This is a genomic window from Larkinella knui (assembly GCF_003858645.1).
In the GTDB taxonomy this organism is placed as follows: Bacteria; Bacteroidota; Bacteroidia; order Cytophagales; family Spirosomataceae; genus Larkinella; species Larkinella knui.
Genome location: NZ_RQJP01000006.1, coordinates 336,405 through 360,561, shown reverse-complemented (window position 1 = coordinate 360,561; position 24,157 = coordinate 336,405). Strand labels below are relative to the sequence as shown.

At 50.9% G+C, this 24,157-nt stretch carries 19 protein-coding genes; 5 read left to right on the top strand and 14 right to left on the bottom strand.

The window, feature by feature from the left end:
- Positions 1-5: 5 nt before the first annotated feature.
- The 6 genes from EHT87_RS27465 to EHT87_RS27440 form a co-directional block, all read right to left on the bottom strand.
- On the bottom strand, positions 6-1,148 hold the full coding sequence (locus EHT87_RS27465) for an FtsW/RodA/SpoVE family cell cycle protein (protein WP_185716365.1): 1,143 nt from the start codon (positions 1,146-1,148) through the stop codon (positions 6-8).
- 63 nt (positions 1,149-1,211) lie between these two features.
- Positions 1,212-2,570: a UDP-N-acetylmuramoyl-L-alanine--D-glutamate ligase gene (gene murD / locus EHT87_RS27460; protein WP_124909979.1), complete on the bottom strand. Its 1,359-nt coding sequence runs from the start codon at positions 2,568-2,570 to the stop codon at positions 1,212-1,214.
- A gap of 130 nt (positions 2,571-2,700) precedes the next feature.
- Positions 2,701-3,033 (bottom strand): large-conductance mechanosensitive channel protein MscL, encoded by a 333-nt coding sequence (gene mscL / locus EHT87_RS27455; protein ID WP_124909978.1) that lies wholly within the window; start codon positions 3,031-3,033, stop codon positions 2,701-2,703.
- Positions 3,034-3,140: 107 nt separating this feature from the next.
- Complete coding sequence (locus tag EHT87_RS27450) at positions 3,141-3,932, bottom strand: transglutaminase family protein (RefSeq protein ID WP_124909977.1); 792 nt, start codon at positions 3,930-3,932, stop codon at positions 3,141-3,143.
- Positions 3,933-4,107: 175 nt separating this feature from the next.
- Positions 4,108-4,677 (bottom strand): thioredoxin family protein, encoded by a 570-nt coding sequence (locus EHT87_RS27445; RefSeq protein WP_124909976.1) that lies wholly within the window; start codon positions 4,675-4,677, stop codon positions 4,108-4,110.
- Between the two features lie 176 nt (positions 4,678-4,853).
- Entirely contained in the window at positions 4,854-6,131 is a 1,278-nt protein-coding gene (locus tag EHT87_RS27440; RefSeq protein WP_124909975.1) for a DNA polymerase Y family protein, read from the bottom strand.
- Positions 6,132-6,246: 115 nt separating this feature from the next.
- Between EHT87_RS27440 and EHT87_RS27435 the strand changes: the two genes are divergently transcribed.
- Entirely contained in the window at positions 6,247-6,963 is a 717-nt protein-coding gene (locus EHT87_RS27435) for a LexA family transcriptional regulator (protein ID WP_124909974.1), read from the top strand.
- Between the two features lie 100 nt (positions 6,964-7,063).
- On the opposite strand, the gene EHT87_RS27430 is transcribed toward EHT87_RS27435, so the two are convergent.
- Entirely contained in the window at positions 7,064-7,495 is a 432-nt protein-coding gene (locus tag EHT87_RS27430; protein ID WP_229321401.1) for a hypothetical protein, read from the bottom strand.
- A 296-nt stretch (positions 7,496-7,791) separates the two neighbouring features.
- Here EHT87_RS27430 and EHT87_RS27425 point away from each other — a divergent pair, with 296 nt between their 5' ends.
- Positions 7,792-9,504 (top strand): GMC oxidoreductase, encoded by a 1,713-nt coding sequence (locus tag EHT87_RS27425; protein WP_124909972.1) that lies wholly within the window; start codon positions 7,792-7,794, stop codon positions 9,502-9,504.
- 72 nt (positions 9,505-9,576) lie between these two features.
- On the opposite strand, the gene EHT87_RS27420 is transcribed toward EHT87_RS27425, so the two are convergent.
- The 3 genes from EHT87_RS27420 to EHT87_RS27410 all read right to left on the bottom strand — a co-directional run bounded on the left by EHT87_RS27420 (position 9,577) and on the right by EHT87_RS27410 (position 14,232).
- A complete protein-coding gene (locus tag EHT87_RS27420) occupies positions 9,577-10,323 on the bottom strand; it encodes a GLPGLI family protein (protein WP_124909971.1) in 747 nt (248 codons plus the stop codon).
- Between the two features lie 24 nt (positions 10,324-10,347).
- Complete coding sequence (locus tag EHT87_RS27415) at positions 10,348-13,170, bottom strand: outer membrane beta-barrel protein (protein WP_124909970.1); 2,823 nt, start codon at positions 13,168-13,170, stop codon at positions 10,348-10,350.
- A gap of 246 nt (positions 13,171-13,416) precedes the next feature.
- Complete coding sequence (locus EHT87_RS27410) at positions 13,417-14,232, bottom strand: polysaccharide deacetylase family protein (protein WP_124909969.1); 816 nt, start codon at positions 14,230-14,232, stop codon at positions 13,417-13,419.
- A gap of 71 nt (positions 14,233-14,303) precedes the next feature.
- On the opposite strand from EHT87_RS27410, the gene EHT87_RS27405 reads away from it, so the two are divergent.
- Positions 14,304-14,600 carry a hypothetical protein gene (locus tag EHT87_RS27405; RefSeq protein ID WP_124909968.1) on the top strand — a complete coding sequence of 99 codons (297 nt, stop codon included), beginning with the start codon at positions 14,304-14,306 and terminating at the stop codon, positions 14,598-14,600.
- 62 nt (positions 14,601-14,662) lie between these two features.
- On the opposite strand, the gene EHT87_RS27400 is transcribed toward EHT87_RS27405, so the two are convergent.
- The 3 genes from EHT87_RS27400 to EHT87_RS27390 all read right to left on the bottom strand — a co-directional run bounded on the left by EHT87_RS27400 (position 14,663) and on the right by EHT87_RS27390 (position 19,188).
- Positions 14,663-15,100: a hypothetical protein gene (locus EHT87_RS27400; RefSeq protein ID WP_124909967.1), complete on the bottom strand. Its 438-nt coding sequence runs from the start codon at positions 15,098-15,100 to the stop codon at positions 14,663-14,665.
- A gap of 11 nt (positions 15,101-15,111) precedes the next feature.
- Complete coding sequence (locus EHT87_RS27395; protein ID WP_124909966.1) at positions 15,112-17,394, bottom strand: ELWxxDGT repeat protein; 2,283 nt, start codon at positions 17,392-17,394, stop codon at positions 15,112-15,114.
- Between the two features lie 69 nt (positions 17,395-17,463).
- Positions 17,464-19,188, bottom strand: a complete 1,725-nt coding sequence (locus EHT87_RS27390; RefSeq protein WP_124909965.1) for a CsgG/HfaB family protein — start codon at positions 19,186-19,188, stop codon at positions 17,464-17,466.
- 221 nt (positions 19,189-19,409) lie between these two features.
- Here EHT87_RS27390 and EHT87_RS27385 point away from each other — a divergent pair, with 221 nt between their 5' ends.
- Both EHT87_RS27385 and EHT87_RS27380 read left to right on the top strand, forming a co-directional pair.
- Complete coding sequence (locus tag EHT87_RS27385; protein ID WP_185716364.1) at positions 19,410-21,158, top strand: sensor histidine kinase; 1,749 nt, start codon at positions 19,410-19,412, stop codon at positions 21,156-21,158.
- Between the two features lie 7 nt (positions 21,159-21,165).
- Complete coding sequence (locus EHT87_RS27380; RefSeq protein ID WP_124909963.1) at positions 21,166-21,906, top strand: response regulator; 741 nt, start codon at positions 21,166-21,168, stop codon at positions 21,904-21,906.
- A 16-nt stretch (positions 21,907-21,922) separates the two neighbouring features.
- Here the strand turns inward: EHT87_RS27380 and EHT87_RS27375 are convergent, their stop codons facing one another.
- The gene (locus EHT87_RS27375; RefSeq protein ID WP_124909962.1) at positions 21,923-23,869 is read right to left on the bottom strand and encodes a glycoside hydrolase family 9 protein; all 1,947 of its coding nucleotides are present in this window, start codon (positions 23,867-23,869) and stop codon (positions 21,923-21,925) included.
- Between the last annotated feature and the right edge of the window lie 288 nt (positions 23,870-24,157).

Here is a 24,157-nt window from a genome sequence, read left to right as displayed (position 1 = left end):
TTGTATTAAATTTTACTTTCATCGGCTTCCCCGCGACTCACGCTGATGATGATACCGATGGCAGTTCCCGTGAAGAGCAGCGACGTTCCACCCATACTTAGCAACGGCAGCGGCTGGCCCGTTACCGGAACCAGTCCCACGGAAACGGCCATATTGATCATCGCCTGAATAACGATGCTGAACGTTAGCCCGGCCGACAGCAAACCGCCATACGCCCGGTTGGCTTTTCGGATGGCCCGCATCCCGCGCCAAAGCAAATAGAGATAAGCCGCAATGATGACAATACCGCCGATCAGCCCGTATTCTTCCACGATCATGGCAAAAATAAAGTCGGAATAGGAGTGGGGCAGGAAGTTACGCTGGTGGCTGTTTCCGGGCCCTTGGCCATAAATTCCGCCGTGGGCCAGCGCGATGTAGGATTGTTCAACCTGAAATTCGGGCGGTCGCTTTCCCTGAAAGGTCTGCCAGTAATTGGTCAGACGACTGCTGGATGTTTTGGCCCGCTGGCCTATCAGAAGAGCAAAGCTACCCATGATCATGCAAACCACCACCATGATGAGCAAATACTTGCTGGGTACACGTCCGATAAACATCAATAAAAAGCAGGTTGCGGCCAGTAAAGCCGCCGTTGAAGCATTACTGAGCACAATGCAGGCGCAGATAATTCCGATCCAGACAATCATGTTGACCAGAATCCGGGGTTCGTACTGCTCTTTTTTGATGTGCTGCCGTTTGGCCAGCATGGCCGCCAGGTTGGAGATCAGCGCCAGTTTGGCTAAATCTGAGGGCTGAAAGGTTTGGTTAATTAACGGAATCGTGATCCAGCGTGATGCCTCGTTCAGGTTGGTCCCTTTAAAGTAGGCCCATAACAGTAGTGGCACCGACAGCCACATGCCAAATCGGGACAGCCGGGCGTAATAGACGTAGTTAAACCGGTGGGCCACCCACATGCAGGCCAGTCCCAGCACCACCAGCGCGCCGTGTTTGAAGAGGTAATGCTCCGTCGATTGCAGCTTCTGATACGCCATCGTGCCCGTCGCGCTGTAGACAACGGCAATACTCATAATCGAAAAGAACAACACCACGCCCCAAATGTGGTAATCGCCTTTGATGTTGTTTTTCAGCCAGTCGGTCGGTGAAATGGTCATATCTATAATGATGGGTTATGAATGATGAACGATGAATGGCTGACGCCTAACACCCATCGTTCATCATTCATCATTCATAATTCTTTTAACGGCTTCTTTAAACTGGTTTCCCCGGTCTTCGTAATTGCGAAATAAATCGAAACTGGCGCAGGCGGGTGATAGCAAGACCGTATCGCCCGGATTGGCTAGCGCTAATCCTTTGGCAACGGCTTCGTTGACGTCTTGGGTCTCGAACAGCGTCGGAACGCGGTCCGAAAAATAGCTGATCAGCTTTCGATTGTCTTTTCCCAGACAAATTAACGCTTTTACTTTTTCCCGTACCAACGGTGCCAGCTGATCATACTCATTTCCTTTGTCCAAACCGCCCGCAATCCACACAATTGGCGTAGTGATGCTTTCCAAAGCATAGTAGACCGAATCGACATTCGTCGCTTTGGAGTCATTGATGAACTGCACGCCCCTGATTTCACCCGCCGGTTCGAGCCGGTGGGCCGCATTCTGAAACGTCAGCAAGCCCCGGCGCAGGGCGTCCGGTTGTATACCTACCGACTGAGCTGCCAGCGTAGCCGCCAGGATGTTGATGGCATTGTGCTTGCCCTTCAACGGCAAATCGGCCTGAGCGACTTCAAAAGTTTGATGACCGTCGTTTATAACCAGCAAACCGTCTTTCAGGTATGCACCCGGTTTTGGGGTATCGATCAGCGAAATGGGCAGCAGCCGGCTCACCGGTTTTTTAACCGGCAGGGTTTCGCTGATGGCCGGGTTTTCCGCGTAGTAAATAAATGTGTCGGCCGGAGTCATGTTTTGCAGGATCCGGAATTTTGACTCGACGTAGTTCTGAAACTGGTATTCGTAGCGGTCTAAATGGTCAGGGGTGATATTGAGCAGAATGGCAACATTTATCCGGGTCTGAATCATGTCGTCCAGCTGGAAACTGCTCAACTCCAGCACATAATAGTCGAACGAATTTTCGAGAACCTGCCGGGCAAAGCTGTCGCCGATGTTGCCCGCCAGCCCGACGTTGAGCCCGGCGGTTTTCAGCAAATGGTAGGTAAGAAGCGTTGTGGTGGTTTTGCCGTTGCTGCCCGTAATTCCGACCAGTCGGGCTTTTGTGTAGCGGGCCGCCAGCTCGATTTCTGAAATAACCGGGATGTTTTGCGACCGTAGTTTCTGAATTAGGGGTGCTTTTTCGGGAATACCGGGGCTTTTCACGACCTCGCTGGCCCGCAGAATGCGTTCTTCGGTATGCTGCCCTTCCTCAAACGGGATGGCTTGCTGCTGAAGAATCTGGCGGTATGATTCCTGTAAAAGGCTTTTGTCGGACAGAAAAACGTCGTATCCTTTTGCCTTTGCCAGCAAAGCGGCTCCAACGCCACTTTCTCCGCCACCCAGAACGACCATCAACGGCTTCTCTACTTCCATGCGATTCGTATATACAAGGGACAAAAATAGAAGTTTCGCCGTAGTCTGTCCGCCCGTTGGACAATCTTTTTGCTTAAAAAAAGAAACCCCACTCGAAAGCGGGGTGAATGGAGTGGGTACAGTGGAAAGGTTATTCTTTCTTTTCCAGCGACGATGACACGCGCAGGCGATTGGCCGCTTTAACAATGAGGAACACGACCCAGGCAATGATTAAAAACTGAAGCACGATGTTGAAGAAATTGCCGTACCGGATGGCAACTTCCGGGGTTTGGCCGACGGCTTCTTTCAGGACAATTTTTAACTGACTGAAATCGACGCCACCGGTAATCAGGCCCAAAATCGGATTGATAATATCTTCAACCAGCGATGTGGTTATTTTTCCGAAAGCGGCTCCAATGATAACGCCCACGGCTAAATCCAGCACGTTGCCCTGAGCAATGAAGGTCTTAAATTCTTTCAGCATGGGTTAAGTAGTTAAGGTGATTGGCAGGAAGTTATAAAATGTAACCGTTTTGTCAAATTTATTTACAAAATAAGAAAAACCGTTCTCTTCTCCTGACCAGCAACCACTTAGCTGTCTACTTTCTTCTCCTCCACCCACACTCTCATTTCTTGCAGCGTCATGGCACCGTATTGAGTGGCCAGTGCCACATCGGCGGCATCACGGCCATACGCCACCACAATCCGGTTGCCGCGCGGCTCTTTCTGGGTTGCGTCGAACGTATACCAGCGTCCGTCGACGAACGCTTCGAACCAGGCGTGCAAATCCATCGGGTCGAGCAGGTGCAGGTAGCCAACGACCATCCGGGCCGGGATGTTGATGCTGCGGCAGAGCGAAATACCAAGATGCGCAAAATCCCGGCAGACACCAATGCGTTTTTCGGCGGTTTCGACGGCCGAGGTGCTGGCATCACTGGTGCCGTATTGGTAGGTTACCCGGGTTTGGATCCAACTCCGGATGGCTTCCACCTGATCGTAACCGGGGAGGGCGTTTTCGGTAATTTCGGCAGCCAGCGCACCCAGCCGATCGGATTGGCAGTACCGACTGGGGAGTAAAAACTGCAGCACATCATCGGGCAAATCCTGCACCGGCACAAAAGGAGCGCCGGGAGCCGTATCGATTGCATCGGCGGTTTCGACCACCAGGGATATTTGAATTTTAAACTTTCCCTCCGGGGTCATCAGCCGCTGGCATAAATTGCCGTAGGGGTCGGTATACTCAATGACGGGAATACTGGGTTCAATCTGGTATTCTTCGGAAATGACCCATTGCCCGGCGCCGGAGCGGGGGCGTAACATCAGCACAACAGGTGCTGGAGCCGGAACGTCGTAGAGGAGTTCACAGCCGGCGAAAAGTTTCATAAATCGTTCGTAGTGGGAGAGTCGGTGTTAGTTTACTCAAAATTTCTAACCTCATATTCTCTCAAATTGTTCTTATGCTGTTTAGGTAGCAACAAATTAATTCATTTATCAATAAAAAAACAGCCCGAACGCAAAGCCCGGGCCGTTATGGTTGCTTATTGACGCGCAATAGCGCCTAAATCTTGACCGCGAATTTCTGCGGATAGGTCTTGGTTTTGAATTGTTCGAAGGGCTCTTTGCTGTAATAATCTCCGCCGATGAACGTAATAATCTGGTGGAATTCCGGAGCCTTGATGTAACCCGGAATGGGCTGGATAGGCTGAAATTTTTCATTCAGAAACACAACCGTCGGGTAGCTAAGCTGATTTCGCAACAAGGCAGCCGCCAGTTGGTGATAGCCCCGGGCACCCTGGGCAACGTAAACGAATTTATCGGTTCCCAGTACGATGTCCTCTTTCTGTTCGGCGTTCAGCTTGACGGCGTAATAATTTTTGCTGATGTAGTCGACAACGGAGGGGTTCGTAAACGTTTCCCGATCCATGACCTTACACCAGCCGCACCAGTCGGTATAGACGTCGATGAAAATCTTTTTCGGTTTTTTCTGATTCAGGGCGAAGGCTTCCTCAATGGTCATCCACTTGATTTTGGCGTCTTCTTTGGCTTCCTGCCGGGGCCGAAACGAGAATGAAACCAGCGTGACTGCCAGCAGCAGCATGGTGATAATACCGGTGAATACTTTAGTCATAAGTCTGATGATTTGGGCGAAACCGCTCGTGAATCGCCGTATTGATTGAATAACGAAAGGTAAGTCGTAAACCGTGTGCCACCAGGCGAAGTTCGTGTTACTTGTTTTGACTCCAAAAAGGAATAAGAGTAACAGAATTCCTGTAAAAATCTGGAGTAATGTATACGAGAGCCATTTTAAAAGGGGTTTTCGTCATCGTGTAAGTCTTTGATCGAGCCAAAGCCAATGACATCGCGGAAAACGGGGTTGTCGCGGAGTTCGGTAGCCCGCATTAATTTATCGCTGCCAAACTTCGCTTTTACTTCGTAGATCGTTTTCCGAAGCGTGTTTTTGCGGGTATTGTCTTCGAACAGGCTAAAGGGTACCAACTGAGCCGGAATGAAGCGGAAGACACTGACGCTCATACTCCGAATCGAGCGATTCAGAATCGGTTCGCACTGATTGACCTTCTGAAACCGCTCGAAGCGCTGGCGGATCAACTGGTACAATTCCATGCTATCCTGCTTCGGTTCGGGCAATTTAACTTCGTCGTTGTAGTTTCGGCCGTCGTGGTAGCGGCAGTAAAACGTTACTACCTGGCAGAAAACATCCTGGCGCACCATCCGGCGCTCGAGCGTCAGGCAGAGCGACTGCAATAACTCGTCCAGTTGCTCTGCCGATCGTCGCTGGGCCGTCGAAATGGTTCGCATGGCCTGCATGCTTTTATAGGCGGTGGTTTCCATATCCACTTCTCCGCCAAAGTTCAACCGCAAATGCCAGTGCCAGCCGATAATGCTTTTGCAAACCGCCCGGAGCCGTTGGGGCGAGGCATACCGCAGATTCAGTGGTGTCAGAATGCCCTGGTCCTCCAGTCGTTTGGCCATCCGGCTGCCAATACCGGGCAGATCGGTCAGTTTCAGATTCAGTAAAACGTCGTCGATGGTTTCGGGGGTAATCACCACCAGCCCGTCGGGTTTCTGGAGGTCGGAGCCCAATTTGGCCAGAAAAGCATTGGGGGCAATGCCGATGGAGCAGCGTAAATAATCGCCCACTTTGTCGTGAATGTCCCGCTTGATCTGGTAAGCCACCTCCCGAACATCTTTATACATCAACTGGCAGCGGGTCAAATCGACCACGGCTTCATCGATACTTTTCGGCAAAACGTCGGGCGTGAACTGTTGCAGCACTTCGATGATCTTAACGTGGAACGTACGGTATCGCTCAGGATTGGTTTCTACCGGAACCAGATTCGGACAAATCTTTACCGCTTCGTCCAGCCTCATTCCGAGCTTGATTCCCAATCGTTTAGCTTCGATAGAAGGCGCAATAACGCAGCCCTGCTTGCCGGTATAAACACAAACCGCAATGGGCCGGTCGCGCAGGTAGTAATTGACCTGTTGCTCACAACTGGCAAAAAAGCTGTTCATATCGATGAACAGTACCGTCGGTTTTGTGTATTCCCCCAGCCGCTTCATGGTTTTTAGCTATCATATAATATTATTCTGGTAGTTTTCATCGGCTTTGTTGTTTTTTTTAGTAAATTTGATCACAATATATAATACTTATATTATAAAAGTCAATAACTATATTATGTTTAACGAACCCGGAAAATCTTTTGAAGAGGGTTTAGAGCCGATTCAGGAGCGGCTGCGGCAGGTATTTGACGCGCTGGAAATTAGTATCTACCAGGCTGCCAAAGACCTGGGTGAGAACTCATCTAAATTTTACAACATCCTGAACGGGCGGGCTAAACCGTCGTATGATACCATCATGCGGCTGCTCGAGCAATATCCGCAGGTACGGGCCGACTTTCTGTTGCGGGGCCAAAAACCCGTAATCGACGAGCCGGAGCAGAATGGCAAGATTATCGAACTGGAAGTGCGGTATACCGACCTTCCATTCGTACCGACGCGTTTCTACGCCAGTTTTATTGAGACCTATACGGAAGGAATCAGCATGGCGCAAATGGAAACGTACCGCGTTCCGGTGCACATGATCGGGAATCATAAAAATCCGGTAATTATCGAAATTTCCGGAAACAGCATGACCCCGCAACTGGCCAATGGAGCGAAAGTATTGGCAATTCTGGTAGATCCGAATAATTGGGAGTATCAATCGGGCGGTATTTTTGCCGTCATTTACCGCGATTTTTTCGTAGTAAAACGCATCAAAGACAATGAGTTACTGACCAAGCAACGGCTAACGCTTCATTCCGATAACCCCAACGGCGGCAGCGTTACGGTTCCGCTGAAAGACATTCGGGGAATCTGGAAAATCGTGCGGGTGATCGACTCGCCGGTGGAGTAGCGTGGAGAAAAAGTGAAGCCCCTCGATACAGTGCTCTATACACCTGACAGATTTCCAAAACCTGTCAGGTGTATAGAGCACTGTATCGAGGGGCTTGGTTTTAATCCGTATTGGCGTGAAAAGCAATAAAAGCGTCTCGGCCACCAAACCAGTTCAACACGTCATCGCGGCACAATAGCGTTGATTTGTCGGAAAGCAGTGATTGAAAAGACGAATACGGCCACCTGGAAATCTCGCTGGAAAAGCCGTGCTTGACCGGATTGTGATGAATGTAATAAATGAGTTGATTGTAATACCGCTCATCAATGACTTCTTTTCGTTTGAAAGGATTTAGAAACAAGGCCCCTTTGTGTCCAAAGTGGTTATTATAAGCTTTAGCGTAGGCATTAAAGAAATTTGAAAATTTTTGGCTGAGTTGTCTGGCTAATTGAGCCTGCCATTCCACAGGTCGTAGTTTGTCAGAAATTTCAAAATGAATTGCTAATTCTGCATCCGGTTTTATACGGACAAAAAAGTGAAAATGATTGGCCATCAGACAATAGGCAAACGTGTCGGCTACTGGTGCACAGTATTGAGCATATTTTTTCAGGAAATACGCGTAGTTAGCTGGTTCGCGGAACAATAAATCGGATCCGTTCCCGTGGTTGTAGATATGGTAATACCGATCGGGTAGCAGAGGAATAGGGCTCACTGACATCGCTGAAGTTTTAGATCGTTAGACGTAAAAACGTGTGTTAAGTCTTGCTGGGCGTTGTCTTTATTGGCGGATTCAGCGGCAGATTTCACCAATTTCTGTAACTTGTGATTCGATCTAATCCCGTCTACTCAATGCATTTCAACGGAAAGGCCAAAGAACAAATGAGCTACGATGCCATCGTCATCGGTTCGGGAATCAGCGGAGGCTGGGCGGCCAAAGAATTGTGTGAAAAGGGGCTCAAAACGCTGGTTCTGGAACGGGGTCGTATGGTGAAACACATCACGGATTATCCGACCGCGATGGCCAATCCCTGGGATTTACCCCACCGCAACCGGATGCCCGACACCTTTGAAGTAGCCAATCCCGTAGCCACCAAATGCTATGCGCTGGACGAGGCCACACAGCAGTATTTCGTCAAAGACGCCGAGCATCCCTACATTCAGGAAAAACCGTTCGACTGGATTCGGGGCTACCAGGTGGGTGGCAAGTCGCTGATCTGGGCGCGGCAAACGCAGCGGTGGAGCGACTACGAATTTGACGCTCCGGCCCGCGATGGGTTCGCCGTGGATTGGCCCATTCGCTACGCCGACCTGGCACCCTGGTATAGCCGGGTCGAAAAATTTGTCGGTATCAGCGGTAATAAAGACGGCATCGACAGTTTGCCCGACGGCGAGTTCCTGCCACCTTTTGAACTGAACTGCGTTGAGAAACACATCCAGACGGCCGTTAAAACCAATTACGCCGACCGGCATGTGATTATTGGCCGCTGCGCCCATTTGACCAAACCGCAACCCATTCATCTGCAACAGGGCCGCGGCCAGTGTCAGGCCCGGCACCTGTGCTACCGGGGCTGCCCGTTCGGCGGTTATTTCAGTTCCAATTCGGCCACGTTGCCGTGGGCAGCCAAAACCGGGAATTTAACGATCCGGCCCGACTCGGTTGTTCATTCCATTATTTACGATGAGCAAAAAGGCAAGGCCACGGGCGTGCGGGTCATCGACGCCAGCACGAAGCAAATGACGGAGTTTTTTGCCAAAATCATTTTTGTGAATGCGGCCGCGCTGAACTCCAATCTGGTGTTGCTGAATTCCACCTCAAAACGCTTTCCGAACGGGCTGGGCAACGACAACGGGCTCTTGGGTCGCTACGTGGCGTTCCATAATTACCGGGGCAGTCTGACGGCTTCGTTCGAGGGCTATAAGGATCAGTATTTTTACGGCCGTCGCCCGACCACGGCCTTTATGCCTTCGTTCCGAAACGTAAAAAAACAGGAAACCGACTTCCAACGGGGCTACATGGTGGCCTTCAGTGCCAGCCGGGCTACGTGGGGCCGCGGCAACGGGCAGGAAGGTTTTGGGGCCGAATTCAAAGAAAGTCTGCTGACGCCGGGCGACTGGAGCGTCTACATGATGATGCAGGCCGAAACGTTGCCGAAATACGAAAACCACGTCCGACTCAGCCCGGATCAGAAAGATCCGTGGGGTATTCCGCAACTGATCACCTCCGTCGGTTACGACGATAACGATGTGAAGATCCTGAAAGACTTTCTGACGCAGGGTGCCGAAATGCTCGAAAAGTCGGGGTGCAAGAGCATCGCACCCTACGACGACAACCGCAATCCCGGCCTGGATATTCACGAAATGGGCGGTGTTCGGATGGGGAAAGACCCCAAAACGTCGCTATTGAACAAGTGGAATCAGTTTCACAACGTCAGGAACGTTTTTGTCACCGACGGTGCCTGTATGACGTCCGTCGGCAACCAGAACCCGTCGATCACCTTCATGGCATTGACCGCCCGGGCGGCCAATTATGCAGCTGCGGAATTGAAGAAGGGAAACCTGTAAGGGAATGATGGATTATAAATGATGAACGATGAATGGGGTGACGCATTCATCATTCATAATCCATCATTAAATTTAATACCGCATCGTCCAGTACGGATTTTCCTGGGATTTGATGCTGGTTTGGATATGGTCTTTAATCAGTTTATCGTAATCAGCGGTTTTAATTTTCTTGCCTTTGGTTTTTTTGGTCGTGGCCAGTTCTTTCGACACATCTTTCATTTCTACCCGGGTGGCTGTCACCAGTACAGAGCCGTCATTAATATCTAATTCCAGAATGAGGCCCGGCAAGCCAAAGTACTGCTCCGGCCCGGCTGATACGGGAATATCCTGGGCAAACCAGGCAACGATCTTCTGCTGTTTAATAGGATCGGTTGTTTCGGCTTTCATGCAGATATGACCGGCAATGTCTTTCAACTGGTTTAGAACCTTCCACTGAGGTGTTTGCAGGGAATCTTCAATAATATACGTCTTCCCAATCATTTCAATGATTTCCGACTTGGTTTCCTTTTTGAAATCCCGACGAATGATGTAGTCCTCCAGGCGCTGAGACCACCGGCCATCTTCACTTTTCCAATACTCATCCTCATTCGCATAGAGACTCTGATCAGCATTGAAATAGAGCTTCATGGGTGTTTTAAAACCTTCATAATTCTTGTACGTCGACTTCATCCGCTCCTTTTGATCCAGGGTAAGATAGGAAAGCTGCGACAAAATTTTGAGCCAGTCCTGATTGCGTTGATAGGTAACTACTCCTTCAGTCTGCTGGGCTGTTGCCCGTAAACCGGTAATGATGAAAAAAAAGATTAAAAGCTTTTTCATTCTTGCTAAGGCGTTTTTGACGTATTAAAATCCATTATTCCGGCGCATTTGCGATTTCAGCCCGCGTACATTGTACGAAAACGAGAGCATAAAATACTGCGCCAGCGTCTGAACCTGCTCGGTTTGAACAATATTCTGATACGACGATTGCGTAATGCCCTGGTTTTTGTTGAAAATATCGTAAGCCGTCACCCGCACTTCAGCCTTCTTGTCTTTCAGGAAAAGTTTATAAAAGGAGAGATTCAATATCGGTAGTTGCTGCGTAAAGCCAAACCGGGGATTTTTGTAAATCTGGTAATTCATCCGCGCATTGAAAAAAATACCGGCGGGCATCTGAATGTTCATGTCGGCGCCATACCGGTAATTGTAAATCTTCAGGTTTTGGGCGGTATTGACCGAATACCGCGTATCGGTGAAGTTCCAGTTAAAATTAGGATACAGCGTAAATTTTTCGCTAGGCGTCAAATCAAGGCTTACCCCCGCATTGTAGTTGTTGTTGGTGGTATTGTTCGGAACATTATTGATAAAGGTCGGATTCTTGCCGAGATTGATCGATGTGTACATGTTCAACGTGGCTTTGGTTTTTTTCAGGGGAAACCCAAAATTAAAGTAAGAGCCAACGTTGGTCCCTCCGTCGATATTAACCGGACGGGTGGTGGTTACAAGCAACGAATTAATGGTTTGATTATAAACGATTTGATTGATGTTGTAGCCGTAATTAAGGTTGAAATAAACGTTTACGAAACTACCTGGATCGAACACGCCAAAGCCGCCACTAAGCCGGTGGGTAAGCTGAGGCAGCAGATCCGGGTTCCCTTCCCGAATGAAGCGCGGATTGCTGTTGTCGATAACCGGTTGAAGATCACTGGTGGAAGGCTGCCGAACGTCAACGTTGTAGTTCAGATTGACGCGCTTGTTTTTCATGTTGTAGTATGCCGTTGCGTTCGGAACAAATGAGAAAAAGTTGCGGCCCACCGAGGTAAACGGGGAACCGGTCTGGTCTGCGGCAAACTTTCCGGCCTGATGAAACCACATGCCCGCTAATCCGCCCGACAACGTAAGTCCCTTGTTATTATACCGTACGCTCGTGCCAATCCGGTTATAAGTAAAATCGTTGGTGTAATACCGGCTTAAACTCACGTTTCGAACCATGCCCTGATCGGTACGATCAAAAACGTCGCGGTCTACTTTATCGGTTCGCAGACTGAAGTTATAGAACGTCTCCCACGACATCGTTTTTGACAGCGGCTCGATGTAATCCAAACTGGATTTCAATTCAGTCCGGAGGCTGTTGGTGACATTATCCTGATTGAGACGAATTTGTGACGTGCCCCCGGCGGTTGTATCGGTAAAATAGCGGCTGTTAGACTGCTGGTTGCCCGAACCGTCGGTATCGTTGATGTTGTACGATAAACTGGCGGCAAAATTCCGGCCTTTCTTGTGGAACTTATGGCGGTAAATAGCCGTCGTGGCCAGCTGGATTCCGGTATATTTATTTTGATTGTTGAGGGTCGTTTGGCTCGACGGTGGCCCTTTTCCGTCCTCCTGAAAAAAATTCTGAGTGCTGCCAAGGCGTTCGTTTCCGTTGTTGGCTCTGAAATTGCCCACAACAACCAGCGTATTGAGCGAATCGAGATTTTGTTCAAACCGTGCACTGGCCCGGTGGTTGTTGCCCAGCGTGTTGCGGAAACTTTTTTCCTCGGTCCGGAAGGCCCCGTTCAGTAGCGAGGTTTGTTTGGTCAGATCCGTGTCGAAGGTCTGGCCGGTTTGGTTAAAGAAGTAATTGGAACTCAGCTTGGTGTTCTTCGTATCGTAGTTATAGTTGCCCCCGCCGGCATAATTTTTGGAAAAGCCCCGGTTGCTGCTGCCGCCCGAAATCGGAACGCCAATGCCGTTGTCGTCGCCAAAAACGATATACCCTCCACCATTGAATCCAAAATCACCCTGGTCATTCCAGTTGAACGACTGACTACCCCGAAAATCCTGATAATCGTCGAACGATAAGCCGGTCTGGTTGATATTATTGGCAAAACCGATAACCGACATTTGCTCTTTCGTATTGAAACGATTGTAATTTCCGCGTAGCTGATAGCGATCTTTCGTACCAATACCGGCTGTTACTTTGCCAAAACCGCCTTTGCGGTGGCTTTCTTTCAGCTCCAGATTGACGGTTTTTTCGCGTTTCCCATCGTCAATACCGGTTGTTTTAGATGCTTCTGTTTTGTCGTTGAAAACCTGCACCTTCGATATGGCTTCGGCGGGCAGGTTTTTGGTGGCTAGCTTGGGATCCGAACCAAAAAAGGTTTTGCCATCCACGGTCATTTTGGTGACGTTTTCGCCTTGTGCCTTAATATTGCCGTCCTGATCGACCTGCATCCCCGGTAGTTTTCGTAATAATTCCTCAACGGTCGATCCGGGTGGCACTTTGAACGAAGCGGCATTGTACTCAATCGTGTCACCCCGAATGCTGAGCGGAGCGCGGGCGGTTTTTACAACAATTTCCAACAGTTCCTTCTGAATGGGCTTGATTGCCAGGGTCCCCAGGTCAACCACCTCACCGTTGTCGGGATTGACCTCAACCTGTAAAGGCAGAAAACCGACATACGATACTTTCAGAATGTAGGGCGCGCGTTTTACGTTGCGGAATTCAAAAATCCCTTTATCGTTGGTTCGTCCGTAATTGACCAGTGCGGAGTCTTTTGGTGTCAGAAGCATCACCGTTGCGCCGGGCAGAATGGCTTTGGATGTATCGATGATGGAGCCCCGGATGGCGATACGGCCCGACTGTTGGGCAAAAGTTACATGATAGCATACCGTCAGCAACAGCAGCAGGAGAAGTTTTTTCATGGGGAATAGGAATCAGTTGACGAATAGGACCAGCAAGTTGGAAAGAATTATCATTCGTTGCTGAAAGTTAACAAATTTTAATAGTTGCAACTACATGTATAGTTAAAAAAATATTTTTATAGGTAAAATACCGGCTTTGTAGACGGAAGAATACTTATTGGAAATGACGGAAAGACAATGACAGCCAACGAGATGTTGCACTGAATTAAGAGCAGAACGGATAAATAGGAAAGAATTATATACCGTTTATCCCACTAATTGATTAATCGGAACGAGCCGGTATTTTTTCCGCTGTAAGTAACGCAGCAGTTCGTCCAGGTGCGTATAGAGTTTATCGGTTCGGGCGGGATGCGTACCGATGTGAACCAGCAAAATAAAACCGTTCAGTCCCGCCGGCTGTCGTTGTTCATAGTCATAAATGGATTGCAGAATGACGCGGCTGCTGCGGTAGTTTTTCAGATCGGGGGTCGTGTAATCGGCGTGGCTGAGGGTACCGGGCGTATAATTGATGAGTTGCAGACCCATTTTTCTGGTCCAGGCGGCAATCGTGTCGTTATACCATTCGAAGGGCGGCAGGAAATACCGGGCTTCCTGTTTCCGAATACGGTATTGCTGCATCGCGGCATAATTCTGGTTGAGATCGGTACGAAACCGGGTTTCATCGATCAGCAGGCTGTCCCGGTTGGTCCAGTCGCAATACAACAGATGTTCGTTAGAGTGAGCACCGAGGTAATAACCCTCCTTTTTCAGGGTGCGGATCAGCGTTTGAAAAGCCGGGTTGCGGTAAAACCGCCCGGTCAGAAAGAACGAAGCCGGAACCCGGTTTTGCCGGAGCGTTTTCCGGATTTGTTCACCGCCATCGGCGTATTCGTCACCGGTAAAAACGATAGCCAGCTGTCGGACCGTCGTATCACCGCGAACGATGGCGCCCCGCTGCGAAATATATTTTTCAGAGTTTGCAACATTCCGTGCAACGCCAGCAGGCTGGATTGCATCTTTTACCCAATTATCGATCCCAGGAGCGATAGGCCAATACAGTAAACACAACCAAACGATCAGCATAGCGGGACACCATTACTCTCAAAAAACACCGTATCATGAATGTGATGAACTCTTGGGCTACCCGGACCCCTATGGCCACTCCATTGACCAATTACACCGTTGAAATGGAACACACCGGTTTATCCGGTTGGATCAGCTACCGCGAATCCATGCTGACGCTGCGGTTTTCGTATGAACGCATGCTGACCTCGATTTACGTTTTTGTACCGGGCAACGAGCAGTGGCCCGCTTACTGCCGCAGCGCCGGAGCCAAAACCGCCACCCTGCGCCGAACCGAAATTATTCAGCGTATTGCTACCGAACTGCGCAACCAGCAGGCGCCGTCGATGGTGCAAATTAATGATTTTGGGATTGAAGTCGTGTTTTGAACGTTATTTCACGCGCTCCGGAGCCGGTTTTTAGCGGTGTCTCCTCAGGAAGTTGCCCGTTTTCAGGGCGAAGTCAATTCATAGGTGTTGATAGAACCACCGGTTTTAAGGCTGGTGGTGGTGCGTACCAGAGTCAGCTGACTCTCGGTCAGGGTGCCGATGGTGAATTCGATGGTGCCGTTCGTGCCACTCGGCGGGGGCGTCAATCCTTTCAGAATGAGTCGTTTCTCATCCGATGAAACCTCCCACTGACCCGTAACGCTGCTTCCGTCCACGTCTTTCAGCGTCACACCAGCCGCGCTGCTGAGGTCCAGAACGAAGCCGACATAGCCCGGACGGATATTGGCCGCCCCGCCTTTCGTATAGACCATCGTGCCGCCTTCCCGAACCACATTTGCCGTCCAGATTCGTTGGAGCCGTTCCGACAGCGGGGCTACTTTTTTCTTGCTGCAACCTGCCGACACCAGCAGGAGCATGAGGTATATACTCAATCGTTTCATACTAGCCATGATTATTGCTTCAAAACACGTCGTACGGCTTTCAGACCGCTGGATTCTACGCGCAGGAAATACACGCCCGCAGCTTGCGACCGCATTGGCATTGTAAAGTCGTGTGCCGTGCGGGGTTGATTAAATTCCCATTCCCGGATGGTTCTGCCGGTGGCATCGACCAGCGTAAACGTCGCCCGGGCCGGTTTTACCATGCGTAATCGAACCTCGGCGTTCTGCGAAACCGGGTTGGGCGCTATCTCGAATCCCAAGGCGGTTGGTGTTGGCTCCGTTGCCAGAATCAGATCGATCCGGGTTGGCGCAGAGGTTGCAGAACAGCCATCGCGCGTGACTGTAACCGTATATTGACCGGCGTCCTTAGCGGTATACGTGTTGTTGGTAGCGCCTGCAATGGGCTGGCCGTCTTTGAACCATTGGTAAGTCTGACCGGATGCCGCCGGTGTGGTCAGAACGGTTGATCCGCCGATGGTCAGGCTGCTGGTGGCGGTTGTGATGCTGGCGGTGGGAGCTGGTTTTATGGTGACGGCAAAACCCGCCGATGTTCCGCTACAGCCTTTGCTATCCGTAGCAGAAACACTGTAAACTCCGGTTGTGGTGACGGCCAGCGTGGACGACGTGGCCCCGGAAACGTTGCTGCCTCCCTGTTTCCATTGGTAGCTATACGGAGCGGCTCCTCCGGAGACCGTTGCCGAAAGGGGGGCTGAAGTGCCGGCACACTGGGCATTACTGCCAACAATAGAAACCGGCAGGTTCGTGGTTTCCTTGATTTCGACGGAAGCCGAAACCGTACAACCCTGGCTGTTACTGACTTCAATGGTGTAGATACCGGCTTTGGTAACCGACAAACTGGTATTGGTGCCGACATCGCCGGAGCCGGATTTCCATTTGTAGGTAAACGGCCCGGTACCAGTTCCTTCGGCGGTAATGCCGACCGATCCGCCGGGGCAATACGACGTGCCGTTGGGCGTGTTGATTTTGGCAGAATGTGGACAGAGCGCCACTTTGTGCAGTTCATACGAACCGATCTTCCCAAACAGCAGACTAGTATTGACCAGGGCATAGGCCGGCGGAATCGGTGCGAAACCAAATGGAATAACGCCCATTTTTTGCAACGCATTCGTTTTGCTATCAAGTTTGATAATGTCCTGATCCAAACTGTTTTGTACGACAAAGTAAAAATTGCCGTCGGCATCTTTCGAAAGTTCGGGCATGAGGGGCATGAAAAGCAGGTTTCCCAGCGCTGAATTGGGCAATAAGGAAATACCGGCATCGGTGCCGTCGAACAGGTGGATTCCCAACCAGTCGAACAGATAGAGCTTCGTTCCCACTTTGACGGTCCCGTAAACGGCCCCGGTAAAACTATCCGGCAGTTGACTGTTCTTTACCGCTGCGGTCCCGGTTTCGGTGCCGTCGCTGCGCCAGAGGCTGATTTTCTGCCCATCATTGGCCGTAAAATAGACCGTATTGCCAAGGGTGAAGAAGTTTTCGGGATTGGAATTCGTAGCCTTTTCGGCGATATTTTTGACCAGCACCGTTCCGGCCTCCGTGCCGTTGCTTTTCCAGAGCTCAAGACCGTACGTCCGATCGTCAGCCGCAAAATAGACGGTACCATTATCCGTGGCTACGATGGCCGTATTGATGCGCCCAAATGCTTTCAGTTCAACGGTGCCGGTCGTTGTTCCGTCACTACGCCAGAGTCGTTGCGAATTGGTTGCATCGGAGAAAGGCGCCGTTGCGGTCAGGTAGATATAGTCCGATGTGGTCGTAAAATTGATGATCCCGTTAAAAGCCGGAATCGTTTTCACGAGTTTGGTGCCGGCCGCCGAGCCGTCCGTTTCCCAGATTTCATTGCGGCTGGTCAGAAAGTACAGTTTATTTTTAAACTCGAAAAGCGTCGTAATACCGTTGATGTCGGGATGAACCAGCACCGTTCCGGCTTCGGTGCCGTCGCTTTTCCAGAGCCGGTTGCAGGACGTTTCGCCACACTGCCGCGCTATGAAATACAGGGTGCCTTTGAAGTTATAAAACAGCCGGGGCAAAGACGTGACACCGCCAGCTCCCGTGCGGATGTCTTTTACCAGACGCGTGCCTTCCGGTGTTCCGTCGGTGCGCCAAAGTTCACGGCCCTTCAGGCCGTCGTCGGCCGAAAAATAAAGCACATTGTTAATCAGGGCATACCCGTCGTTAAAATACGGATAAACGTCCTTTACCAATGTCGAGGGTTGTGCCCGGGCCACCGTGATCAGGATAAGCCCGAAGAGAGCTACCAGGTAGAGTTTCTTCATACTGAAAACAGGATTAAAAAACCGGGACGCGTGTCCCGGTTGAATGCACGAAGTATCGGATTTAGACCATCAATTCATCGCCAGATTGGCCTTCCCTTCTTCCACGCCGGTTACTTCAAACTTCACCGCCGGGTTTTTACTCAGCATGTCGATGAGGTCGTCGGTACTACCCGTGTGTTCGATCAGCAGGGTGCCTTCGGTCGTACCGCTTTTCAGGTTCTTTTTGACACCTTTTACCTTCGGGTTTTTCGTGAGCGCCGTAGCCAGGGCTTGCAATTTGGCGTAATTGACGTTCGCCACACTGATCTCGGTGGAGTTCATGGAAGCATCCGGCGAACTGCTGACGCGGGCGGCCGATGCGGTGACTTTGGCCTTACCGGCCTCAACGCCGGCAAATTGCAGATTCATCGTGCACAGACGTTCCATCAGGTACTGGGCCATATTGTCGGACGCATTCCGGATGGCAATTTTGTTGGCAATGGCTTCCGAGACGTCAATACCGCCACCCGCTACGGCATTGGTCGCTAAAATGGAGCCATCTTCGGTGGCAATGGCCCGAATTTCCAACCGGGCCCGGCTGGAAACCATACCGCCCTGCGAATTGGTGCGCTCCGAAACGGTTTGCCCCGTAATAATCATATTGGCGCCCATCTTCAGCCCCAGAGCTGCAATGGCACCAAGGTCGGCGGCCGAATCGGCCATTTGACGCATCTTTCCATACACTTTGGGGTCGACTACCCGAAAACCCGCTTCGACAAAGTGCCGGATCAGCTCGGTTTCGGTGGCCGACTGCTCAATTACCACCGGTTTAAAGACTGCCGACGAAGACGTCTGGCGGCTGGCCGTATTCTCCGGTTTGGTGGGTTCATCCCGCCGACGGCCGAATATTCCCTGAACGACGTCGCGGGTTAGCCCCACATTCGCTTCGCGTTCTTTTAACGCCAGTTCGCGTTCGCGCCGGTTCAGGTCGGTGGTCGTATTATCGCGGGCGGTTCCCGCCGTGGTGGCTTCCGTAACCAGAATGATGATCTTGGGTGATCCGTTGCGCAGCGTCTGGCAGTTCTGGGCCGTATACCGCTTGATTTCTTTGGGTTTCATCGGCTCCGGGATGTCCATATTGTCTTTTTCGTCGGCCAGGATTTCCACAGACTTGATAATGGCTTTCTGCGTAGCATCCTGCACAGCCCGGTTTTGGGTCGTTCCACCCACTTTGACGCCAAACATACTGGCACCGGTGAAACCGGACGAATTGCCTTTCATATTGACATCGCGGCTAAAGAGTACTTCACCGGTCTGAGGATTAAGTACTTTCAGCGTGAAACCCACCGTTGCCTGGTTGCCGCCGACACTGAAACCGGCCACGGAAGTCGAGGTTTTGCCCTCCGAGAAATCGGTGACTTCGCCCGTTATAACCAGTTGCGCACCCAGCATGGCTCCGGCCTGCGGACCAGACCCATTGGTGAACCCATCCTGCGCAAACGCTATTTCACCCGTGGCATCGCCCACATTGCGGTTCATTTCCAGTACCCGAAAGCAATTGGTTTGCTGGATGGCGGAAGTCAGCATGGTCGCCAGTTCATCCCCGAACGTGGCGTTGGCCTGGGAGGATTTCGTGGAGATGTTGAAGCGAGCCACTTTCACCGTTACCCGCTTGTCGCGGGGCAGTCCTTTGCATTTTTCAGCCACCTTTTCAAGCGTGACTTTGGGGTCTTTTTGGGCCTGGAGCGAAAAGGGAATCAGGCTCGTGCCCGTAAGCAGAATCCCACAAATGAAATAGTAAAGATACTTAGTCATAATTTTAAGAAAGAGGGTTGCACAAAGTCAATCGAATGGGGCCGGGTAGTAACTTATTTTCTACTATCTTTCTTCTTCAAATTTGCTTAATTACCGGAGAGGAATTAGTGGTAACTATACGGGCTGGGATAATCTCCTTACGAATGGGCGTTTTTTCCCAACGGCGTATTTTTTGGCCCGTACCCGTACCGGGCATGAATGGCTTCAGCCGATCTTTTCGTATGGCAGTATTTTTTAGCAGACGGTTTACGCAGCTAATTCTGAGCGTTTTTCTTGGTTTTGCCATCCTGCCGAAGCACGCTAGTGCGCAGCGGCCCCGGTATCTTAAACTGCAACCTCATAAGCTGATGTATGCCGACACGGTATACCGGGAAGCAATCGCTAAAAATGACTCGCTGCTGCTGGCCGAAGCCTATTACCTGTACGGAAAGACCTACGAAGCTTCCGGCGATAACCTGACCAGCCAACGCTGGTTTCTAAAATCACTGCGTATTCTTGAACCGCGCGGAGACTCCTTCGATTTAAGCCGTTTATACAATCGGTTATCCAGTTCACAGGAAAATTACGGGGAGATGCTCCGGTATGCCATGCTGGCCATGGCGGTGGCCCGCCGGATTCATTCGGACAAAGCCCTGATGCGGGTCTATGGCAATATGGCCCAGATCCACCGGACCGATTGGTCAGAAAGTGGAAAAAAACCAAACTTACCCAGGCCACGGCCTGATAGTACCCTGTTCTACTTCCGGGAAATTTACCGCCTGGCCTATCAACTGAAAGATCCGGTGGCCATGATCAGTATCAATTCGTCGCTGGGCCATTTTACCTGGGATACTGACCGGAATCCGAAGGCCATTCAGTACCTGAAAACGGCCCTCGACCTTGCGGCCAGAGAGAAAGAAGACGGTGCAAGAATCAACCTGCTGCTGGAAATCGCTTCGATTTATACCACCCTCAAACAACCCGAACAAACCTGGCGCTATCTGAGGCAGGCCCAGCAGCTGCTAAATGAAAACCCTTTCAATGATTATAACGTAAATACCGCTTTTGAAAGGGAATATATGGCGTATTATCGGCTGATTGGCGATTGGAAGCGTGCGTATGAACGCAGTGAGAAATTGCGCGGAATGGAAAACAGCAGCTATATGGCCGACCGCGCCGGGGCCATTGTTCGGCTGAATATGGAGTATAAAAGCGAGAAGCGGGAGGCCCTCCTCAAAACCCAGAAGCAAGAACTGGCGCTGCGAGCGGAGACGCTGGTGGTTCAGCAACGCTTCACCTGGGCGGCATCGGCACTTTTGCTGGTGACGGCGGCCATGAGTCTCATTTTTTTTCGGTTATACCGTAAAAATCGGCGAATCAGCCAGCGGAATGTCGAACTGGTAAAAGAACAGAATCACCGGGTTAAAAATAATCTTCAGGTGGTTTCGAGCCTCCTTAATCTTCAGGCTACCCAGCTTGCGGATGAAACGGCCCGGAAGGCCGTCGAAGAAAGCCAGTTGCGGGTGCGGGCCATGGCCATTCTCCACCGGCGGCTTTATGATGAAGATACGTTGGTGGTGGTTGACGTAGCACCGTTCATTTCAGAGCTGGTCGAGAGCGTTCTGCAAACTTTTGGCTATGCCAGCGTCGAGCCGGCCTACGATCTGGTCCGGCTTGAGTTATCGGCCGATGATGCGCTGCCACTGGGGTTGATTATCAATGAGTTGACTACGAATGCCTGCAAGTACGCTTTTCCGGATCATCCGAATCCCATTTTCCGGATTTCGAGCGAGTGGAAAGGCAACCGATACCGGATATTCGTTGTCGATAATGGCCCCGGTTTACCTGCCTCGCTAGATACCGTAGCTTCGACCGAACAACAGGGCGGTTTTGGGATGCGGCTGATCCAGATGCAGGTCGATCAACTGGATGGAGAGTACCGGTTTCGATCGGAGGGAGGGACCCAATTTGTGATGGAATTTAAAGTTTGAGAACCCGATGGAACCTTTGACTATTCTGATTGTAGAAGATGAAATCATCACGGCTAATGACATCCGGGCGACCGTCGAAAAAGCCGGCCATCGGGTAACGGCCATCGCCCGGAATTTTGAGCAGGCGGTTGCGGCAGTCCGGCGACAGCCGCCGGATCTGGCCCTGATCGATATTCATCTCAAAAAATCAACCGCCGACGGTATTGCCACGGCCAAAGAACTCCTGCTCATTCATTGGATGCCGATTATTTACCTGACCGCTAATTCGGAAATTTCTACCTTTCAACGCGCGAAAGACACGGCTCCGGCGGCTTACCTGCTGAAACCGTTTCATCCGAATGAACTGGTTTTTCAGATTGAATTGACGTACCATAACCGATCCCAGGAACGACAGCAATCGGCGAATCCGGCGGCTTCTGAAACCTTATTTCTGCCCATCAATAAAGGGTACGAAAAAGTCGATAAAAGCAATGTCGTTTACCTGTTGGCCGAAGGAGCCTACGTCAAGATTTTTTTGATCAACGAAGAAAAACCCCACCTTCTGACCATGAATCTGGGGTATCTCGCCCAATATTTCCCCAACCCTAATTTTTACCGGTTGTCGCGATCCCTGCTGATCAACCTAAACCATTTGGAGCGTCTGGAGCGCAATCAGCTCTTTATGCGCAATCAGCCCGCTTCTATTCCCATTCCGGAGAGCAACCGGGGCGATCTGATGAAGCAACTGGCGGTGATCCGCACCCGATAGAAGGCGGGGTAAAAGCTTACCGCCGTCTGCGCTTTTTCCTGGCCGATGAATGCTTGGCCGACGATTTTTTTCGCCTGGACGACTTTTTCCGAACCGACGATTTGCGGGAAGAACTCTTCCGCTTCACGACTTTCCTGGCCACTTTCGCCTTGGCCGGAGCGGCTTCCGTTACGGCCGCTGTTTCGCCCTGTTTGGCCGCCAGCAGGTAAATCAGCGACGCCGTGCCGTCCATCGTCGGCTCATTGGTACTGTAGTCGCCGTAATCATCGTGGTAAACCACCAGATCGCTCTGAAATCCGGCATATTCATCCGGTTCTTTAAGCTCGATGCCGATCAGATTTTTATAAATCCGGCCATACACCGGCCCGTCGACCAAACCACCGTCGATGGGGTAGTTTTTGAGGTGCGTAAAAGCCGAATGCGGATCGGCGGGCGTATCGGCTCCGGCCGGTAAACCGTACACAAAACTTGTCCCCCACGGATTGCAGCCAAACAGCCAGTCGAAACAAGCCTGCTCGAGTTGCAGATACCGGTTATCGCCGGTGAGTTTGCGGTACCAGTAACACTGAATAGCGAACGATGTCGTGAGGTTGTTGCTGCACCAGATAAACGGCACACCCCGGTAAAACGCGTTATTCTGGGCTTTTTGCCAGACTTTCTCAATACCGTCCCGGTAAAATTGGATGATATGTTGCCGGCGGGAATCGACCACGCGCTTGGCAACCTCGAAATGGCCGATATTGATGAACGGATACCATTGATAATGCCGGGCGGTATCGGTTCCCAGCCAGGGCGTTACCGGCTCGATCAAACCGTACGCATAGGCGCTATTGAGGTAGTCAGCGGCTTTGTAGCCTTGGATGCGGGCGGCATTGTATAGTTCAACGGCCGCCAGCTCCATATCATCGACGTAATTATCTTCTTCATAAAAATAGGGCGACCGGCCCGGAGCAGTCTGACAAACCCCCGGTTTTTGCAAGCCGAGCATGTAAGCACTTTGCGCCCGTTGCCATAACTTTTCGGCGTAGTCCTGGTCGCGTCGGTGCAGTACCTGGTAGCCCAGGGCAAACGCGCTGCTGAACTTGCCGGCGGTGGAGGCTACGCCCGTTGCGCGGTTCTTGTATTTGAAAAGCCCCTGCGGTTTTCCGGTTGCAAAATACACCGGCCGCTCATAGCCCTTCCCATACGCAGAATCCTGTTTGGGAATGCGCAATCCGGAATGATCCCGGTCGTCGGCCAACTGGTTGAACATCCAGTCGTCTTTGGGGTGCATTTTGAGCAGCCAGTCGAGGCCCCAGCGCGCTTCGTCCAACACATCGGCCTGGTTATTAGCGCCATCCAGCCCGTTGGCCAGGTGCTGATCGCCGAAGACTTTCGGAAAATCGCGGAAAGCCGCCAGTAAGTGATAGGTGGCATTCGCAGAAGTGGGTACATACTGCAGGTAATCTGAGGCATCGTGCCAGCCGCCCGAAACATCGATGTGCGTACTGTCGGGCATCGGCCCATACATCGTATAGCCATCGTGGGTATGGCAGGAATCTTTTAAGAAGGGATTGTAGCCGCTGCGCTGCTGGCGCATATACCGCAAGCAAAAATCAGCCGCCCCGTTATATACGTCGTCCGCAATTCGAAATTCCGGTGATTGGATGGTACCGGTTTTAAGATAGTAGTTACCCGGTTTGCGGACGGCGGAAAAATCAAGTCGGTGGGTTTGAACGAACGGACCGTAGGCCCCAAAATCTTTCCCGACGGTGTTTTCATAAACCACTTTCCCGGTTCCAGCCTCAACGACCTGGAAGGGTTGCGAAACCGCTTCTTCCGTTTTTCCGGCCCAGATCGCTACTTTCGTGCCCGCCGGTCGATACCCCAGGGAATTGATTCGTATCCAGGCTTGTTCGTCTACGGTGGATTTGAAAGCGAAAATCCAAACAATTAAACCAAGCAGCAAAAATAATTTCCTCATCGAAAGGCAAGTTACAACTTTTACCGTTTGCGGAGGAAAGTCCTGTTAAATGAAATGAACCCATTTCTGACTGTTCGTATCAAAAGTCAGAAATGGGTTCACGATGGATATAGTATAAGGCTAGCGTACGAATCGTATCAATAGCGCCGTTCGAGCATTTCCAGAATACGCAGCCAGGGCATTCCACTGCGTATAAATTGATCCAGAGGGATCTCGGAAAGAAGATTAAACCGTTTTTCCAGACTCTCCTCAATGGGTTGATTCTTTTTTGAAGAATGTTGACGATAC

Excerpts from the sequence above, each read along its gene's own strand:
- EHT87_RS27465 (WP_185716365.1), bottom strand. The coding sequence starts at position 1,148 with ATGACCATTTCACCGACCGACTGGCTGAAAAACAACATCAAAGGCGAT.
- murD (WP_124909979.1), bottom strand. The coding sequence starts at position 2,570 with ATGGAAGTAGAGAAGCCGTTGATGGTCGTTCTGGGTGGCGGAGAAAGT.
- mscL (WP_124909978.1), bottom strand. The coding sequence starts at position 3,033 with ATGCTGAAAGAATTTAAGACCTTCATTGCTCAGGGCAACGTGCTGGAT.
- EHT87_RS27450 (WP_124909977.1), bottom strand. The coding sequence starts at position 3,932 with ATGAAACTTTTCGCCGGCTGTGAACTCCTCTACGACGTTCCGGCTCCA.
- EHT87_RS27445 (WP_124909976.1), bottom strand. The coding sequence starts at position 4,677 with ATGACTAAAGTATTCACCGGTATTATCACCATGCTGCTGCTGGCAGTC.
- EHT87_RS27440 (WP_124909975.1), bottom strand. The coding sequence starts at position 6,131 with ATGAAGCGGCTGGGGGAATACACAAAACCGACGGTACTGTTCATCGAT.
- EHT87_RS27435 (WP_124909974.1), top strand. The coding sequence starts at position 6,247 with ATGTTTAACGAACCCGGAAAATCTTTTGAAGAGGGTTTAGAGCCGATT.
- EHT87_RS27430 (WP_229321401.1), bottom strand. The coding sequence starts at position 7,495 with ATGGCCAATCATTTTCACTTTTTTGTCCGTATAAAACCGGATGCAGAA.
- EHT87_RS27425 (WP_124909972.1), top strand. The coding sequence starts at position 7,792 with ATGCATTTCAACGGAAAGGCCAAAGAACAAATGAGCTACGATGCCATC.
- EHT87_RS27420 (WP_124909971.1), bottom strand. The coding sequence starts at position 10,323 with ATGAAAAAGCTTTTAATCTTTTTTTTCATCATTACCGGTTTACGGGCA.
- EHT87_RS27415 (WP_124909970.1), bottom strand. The coding sequence starts at position 13,170 with ATGAAAAAACTTCTCCTGCTGCTGTTGCTGACGGTATGCTATCATGTA.
- EHT87_RS27410 (WP_124909969.1), bottom strand. The coding sequence starts at position 14,232 with ATGCTGATCGTTTGGTTGTGTTTACTGTATTGGCCTATCGCTCCTGGG.
- EHT87_RS27405 (WP_124909968.1), top strand. The coding sequence starts at position 14,304 with ATGGCCACTCCATTGACCAATTACACCGTTGAAATGGAACACACCGGT.
- EHT87_RS27400 (WP_124909967.1), bottom strand. The coding sequence starts at position 15,100 with ATGAAACGATTGAGTATATACCTCATGCTCCTGCTGGTGTCGGCAGGT.
- EHT87_RS27395 (WP_124909966.1), bottom strand. The coding sequence starts at position 17,394 with ATGAAGAAACTCTACCTGGTAGCTCTCTTCGGGCTTATCCTGATCACG.
- EHT87_RS27390 (WP_124909965.1), bottom strand. The coding sequence starts at position 19,188 with ATGACTAAGTATCTTTACTATTTCATTTGTGGGATTCTGCTTACGGGC.
- EHT87_RS27385 (WP_185716364.1), top strand. The coding sequence starts at position 19,410 with ATGGCAGTATTTTTTAGCAGACGGTTTACGCAGCTAATTCTGAGCGTT.
- EHT87_RS27380 (WP_124909963.1), top strand. The coding sequence starts at position 21,166 with ATGGAACCTTTGACTATTCTGATTGTAGAAGATGAAATCATCACGGCT.
- EHT87_RS27375 (WP_124909962.1), bottom strand. The coding sequence starts at position 23,869 with ATGAGGAAATTATTTTTGCTGCTTGGTTTAATTGTTTGGATTTTCGCT.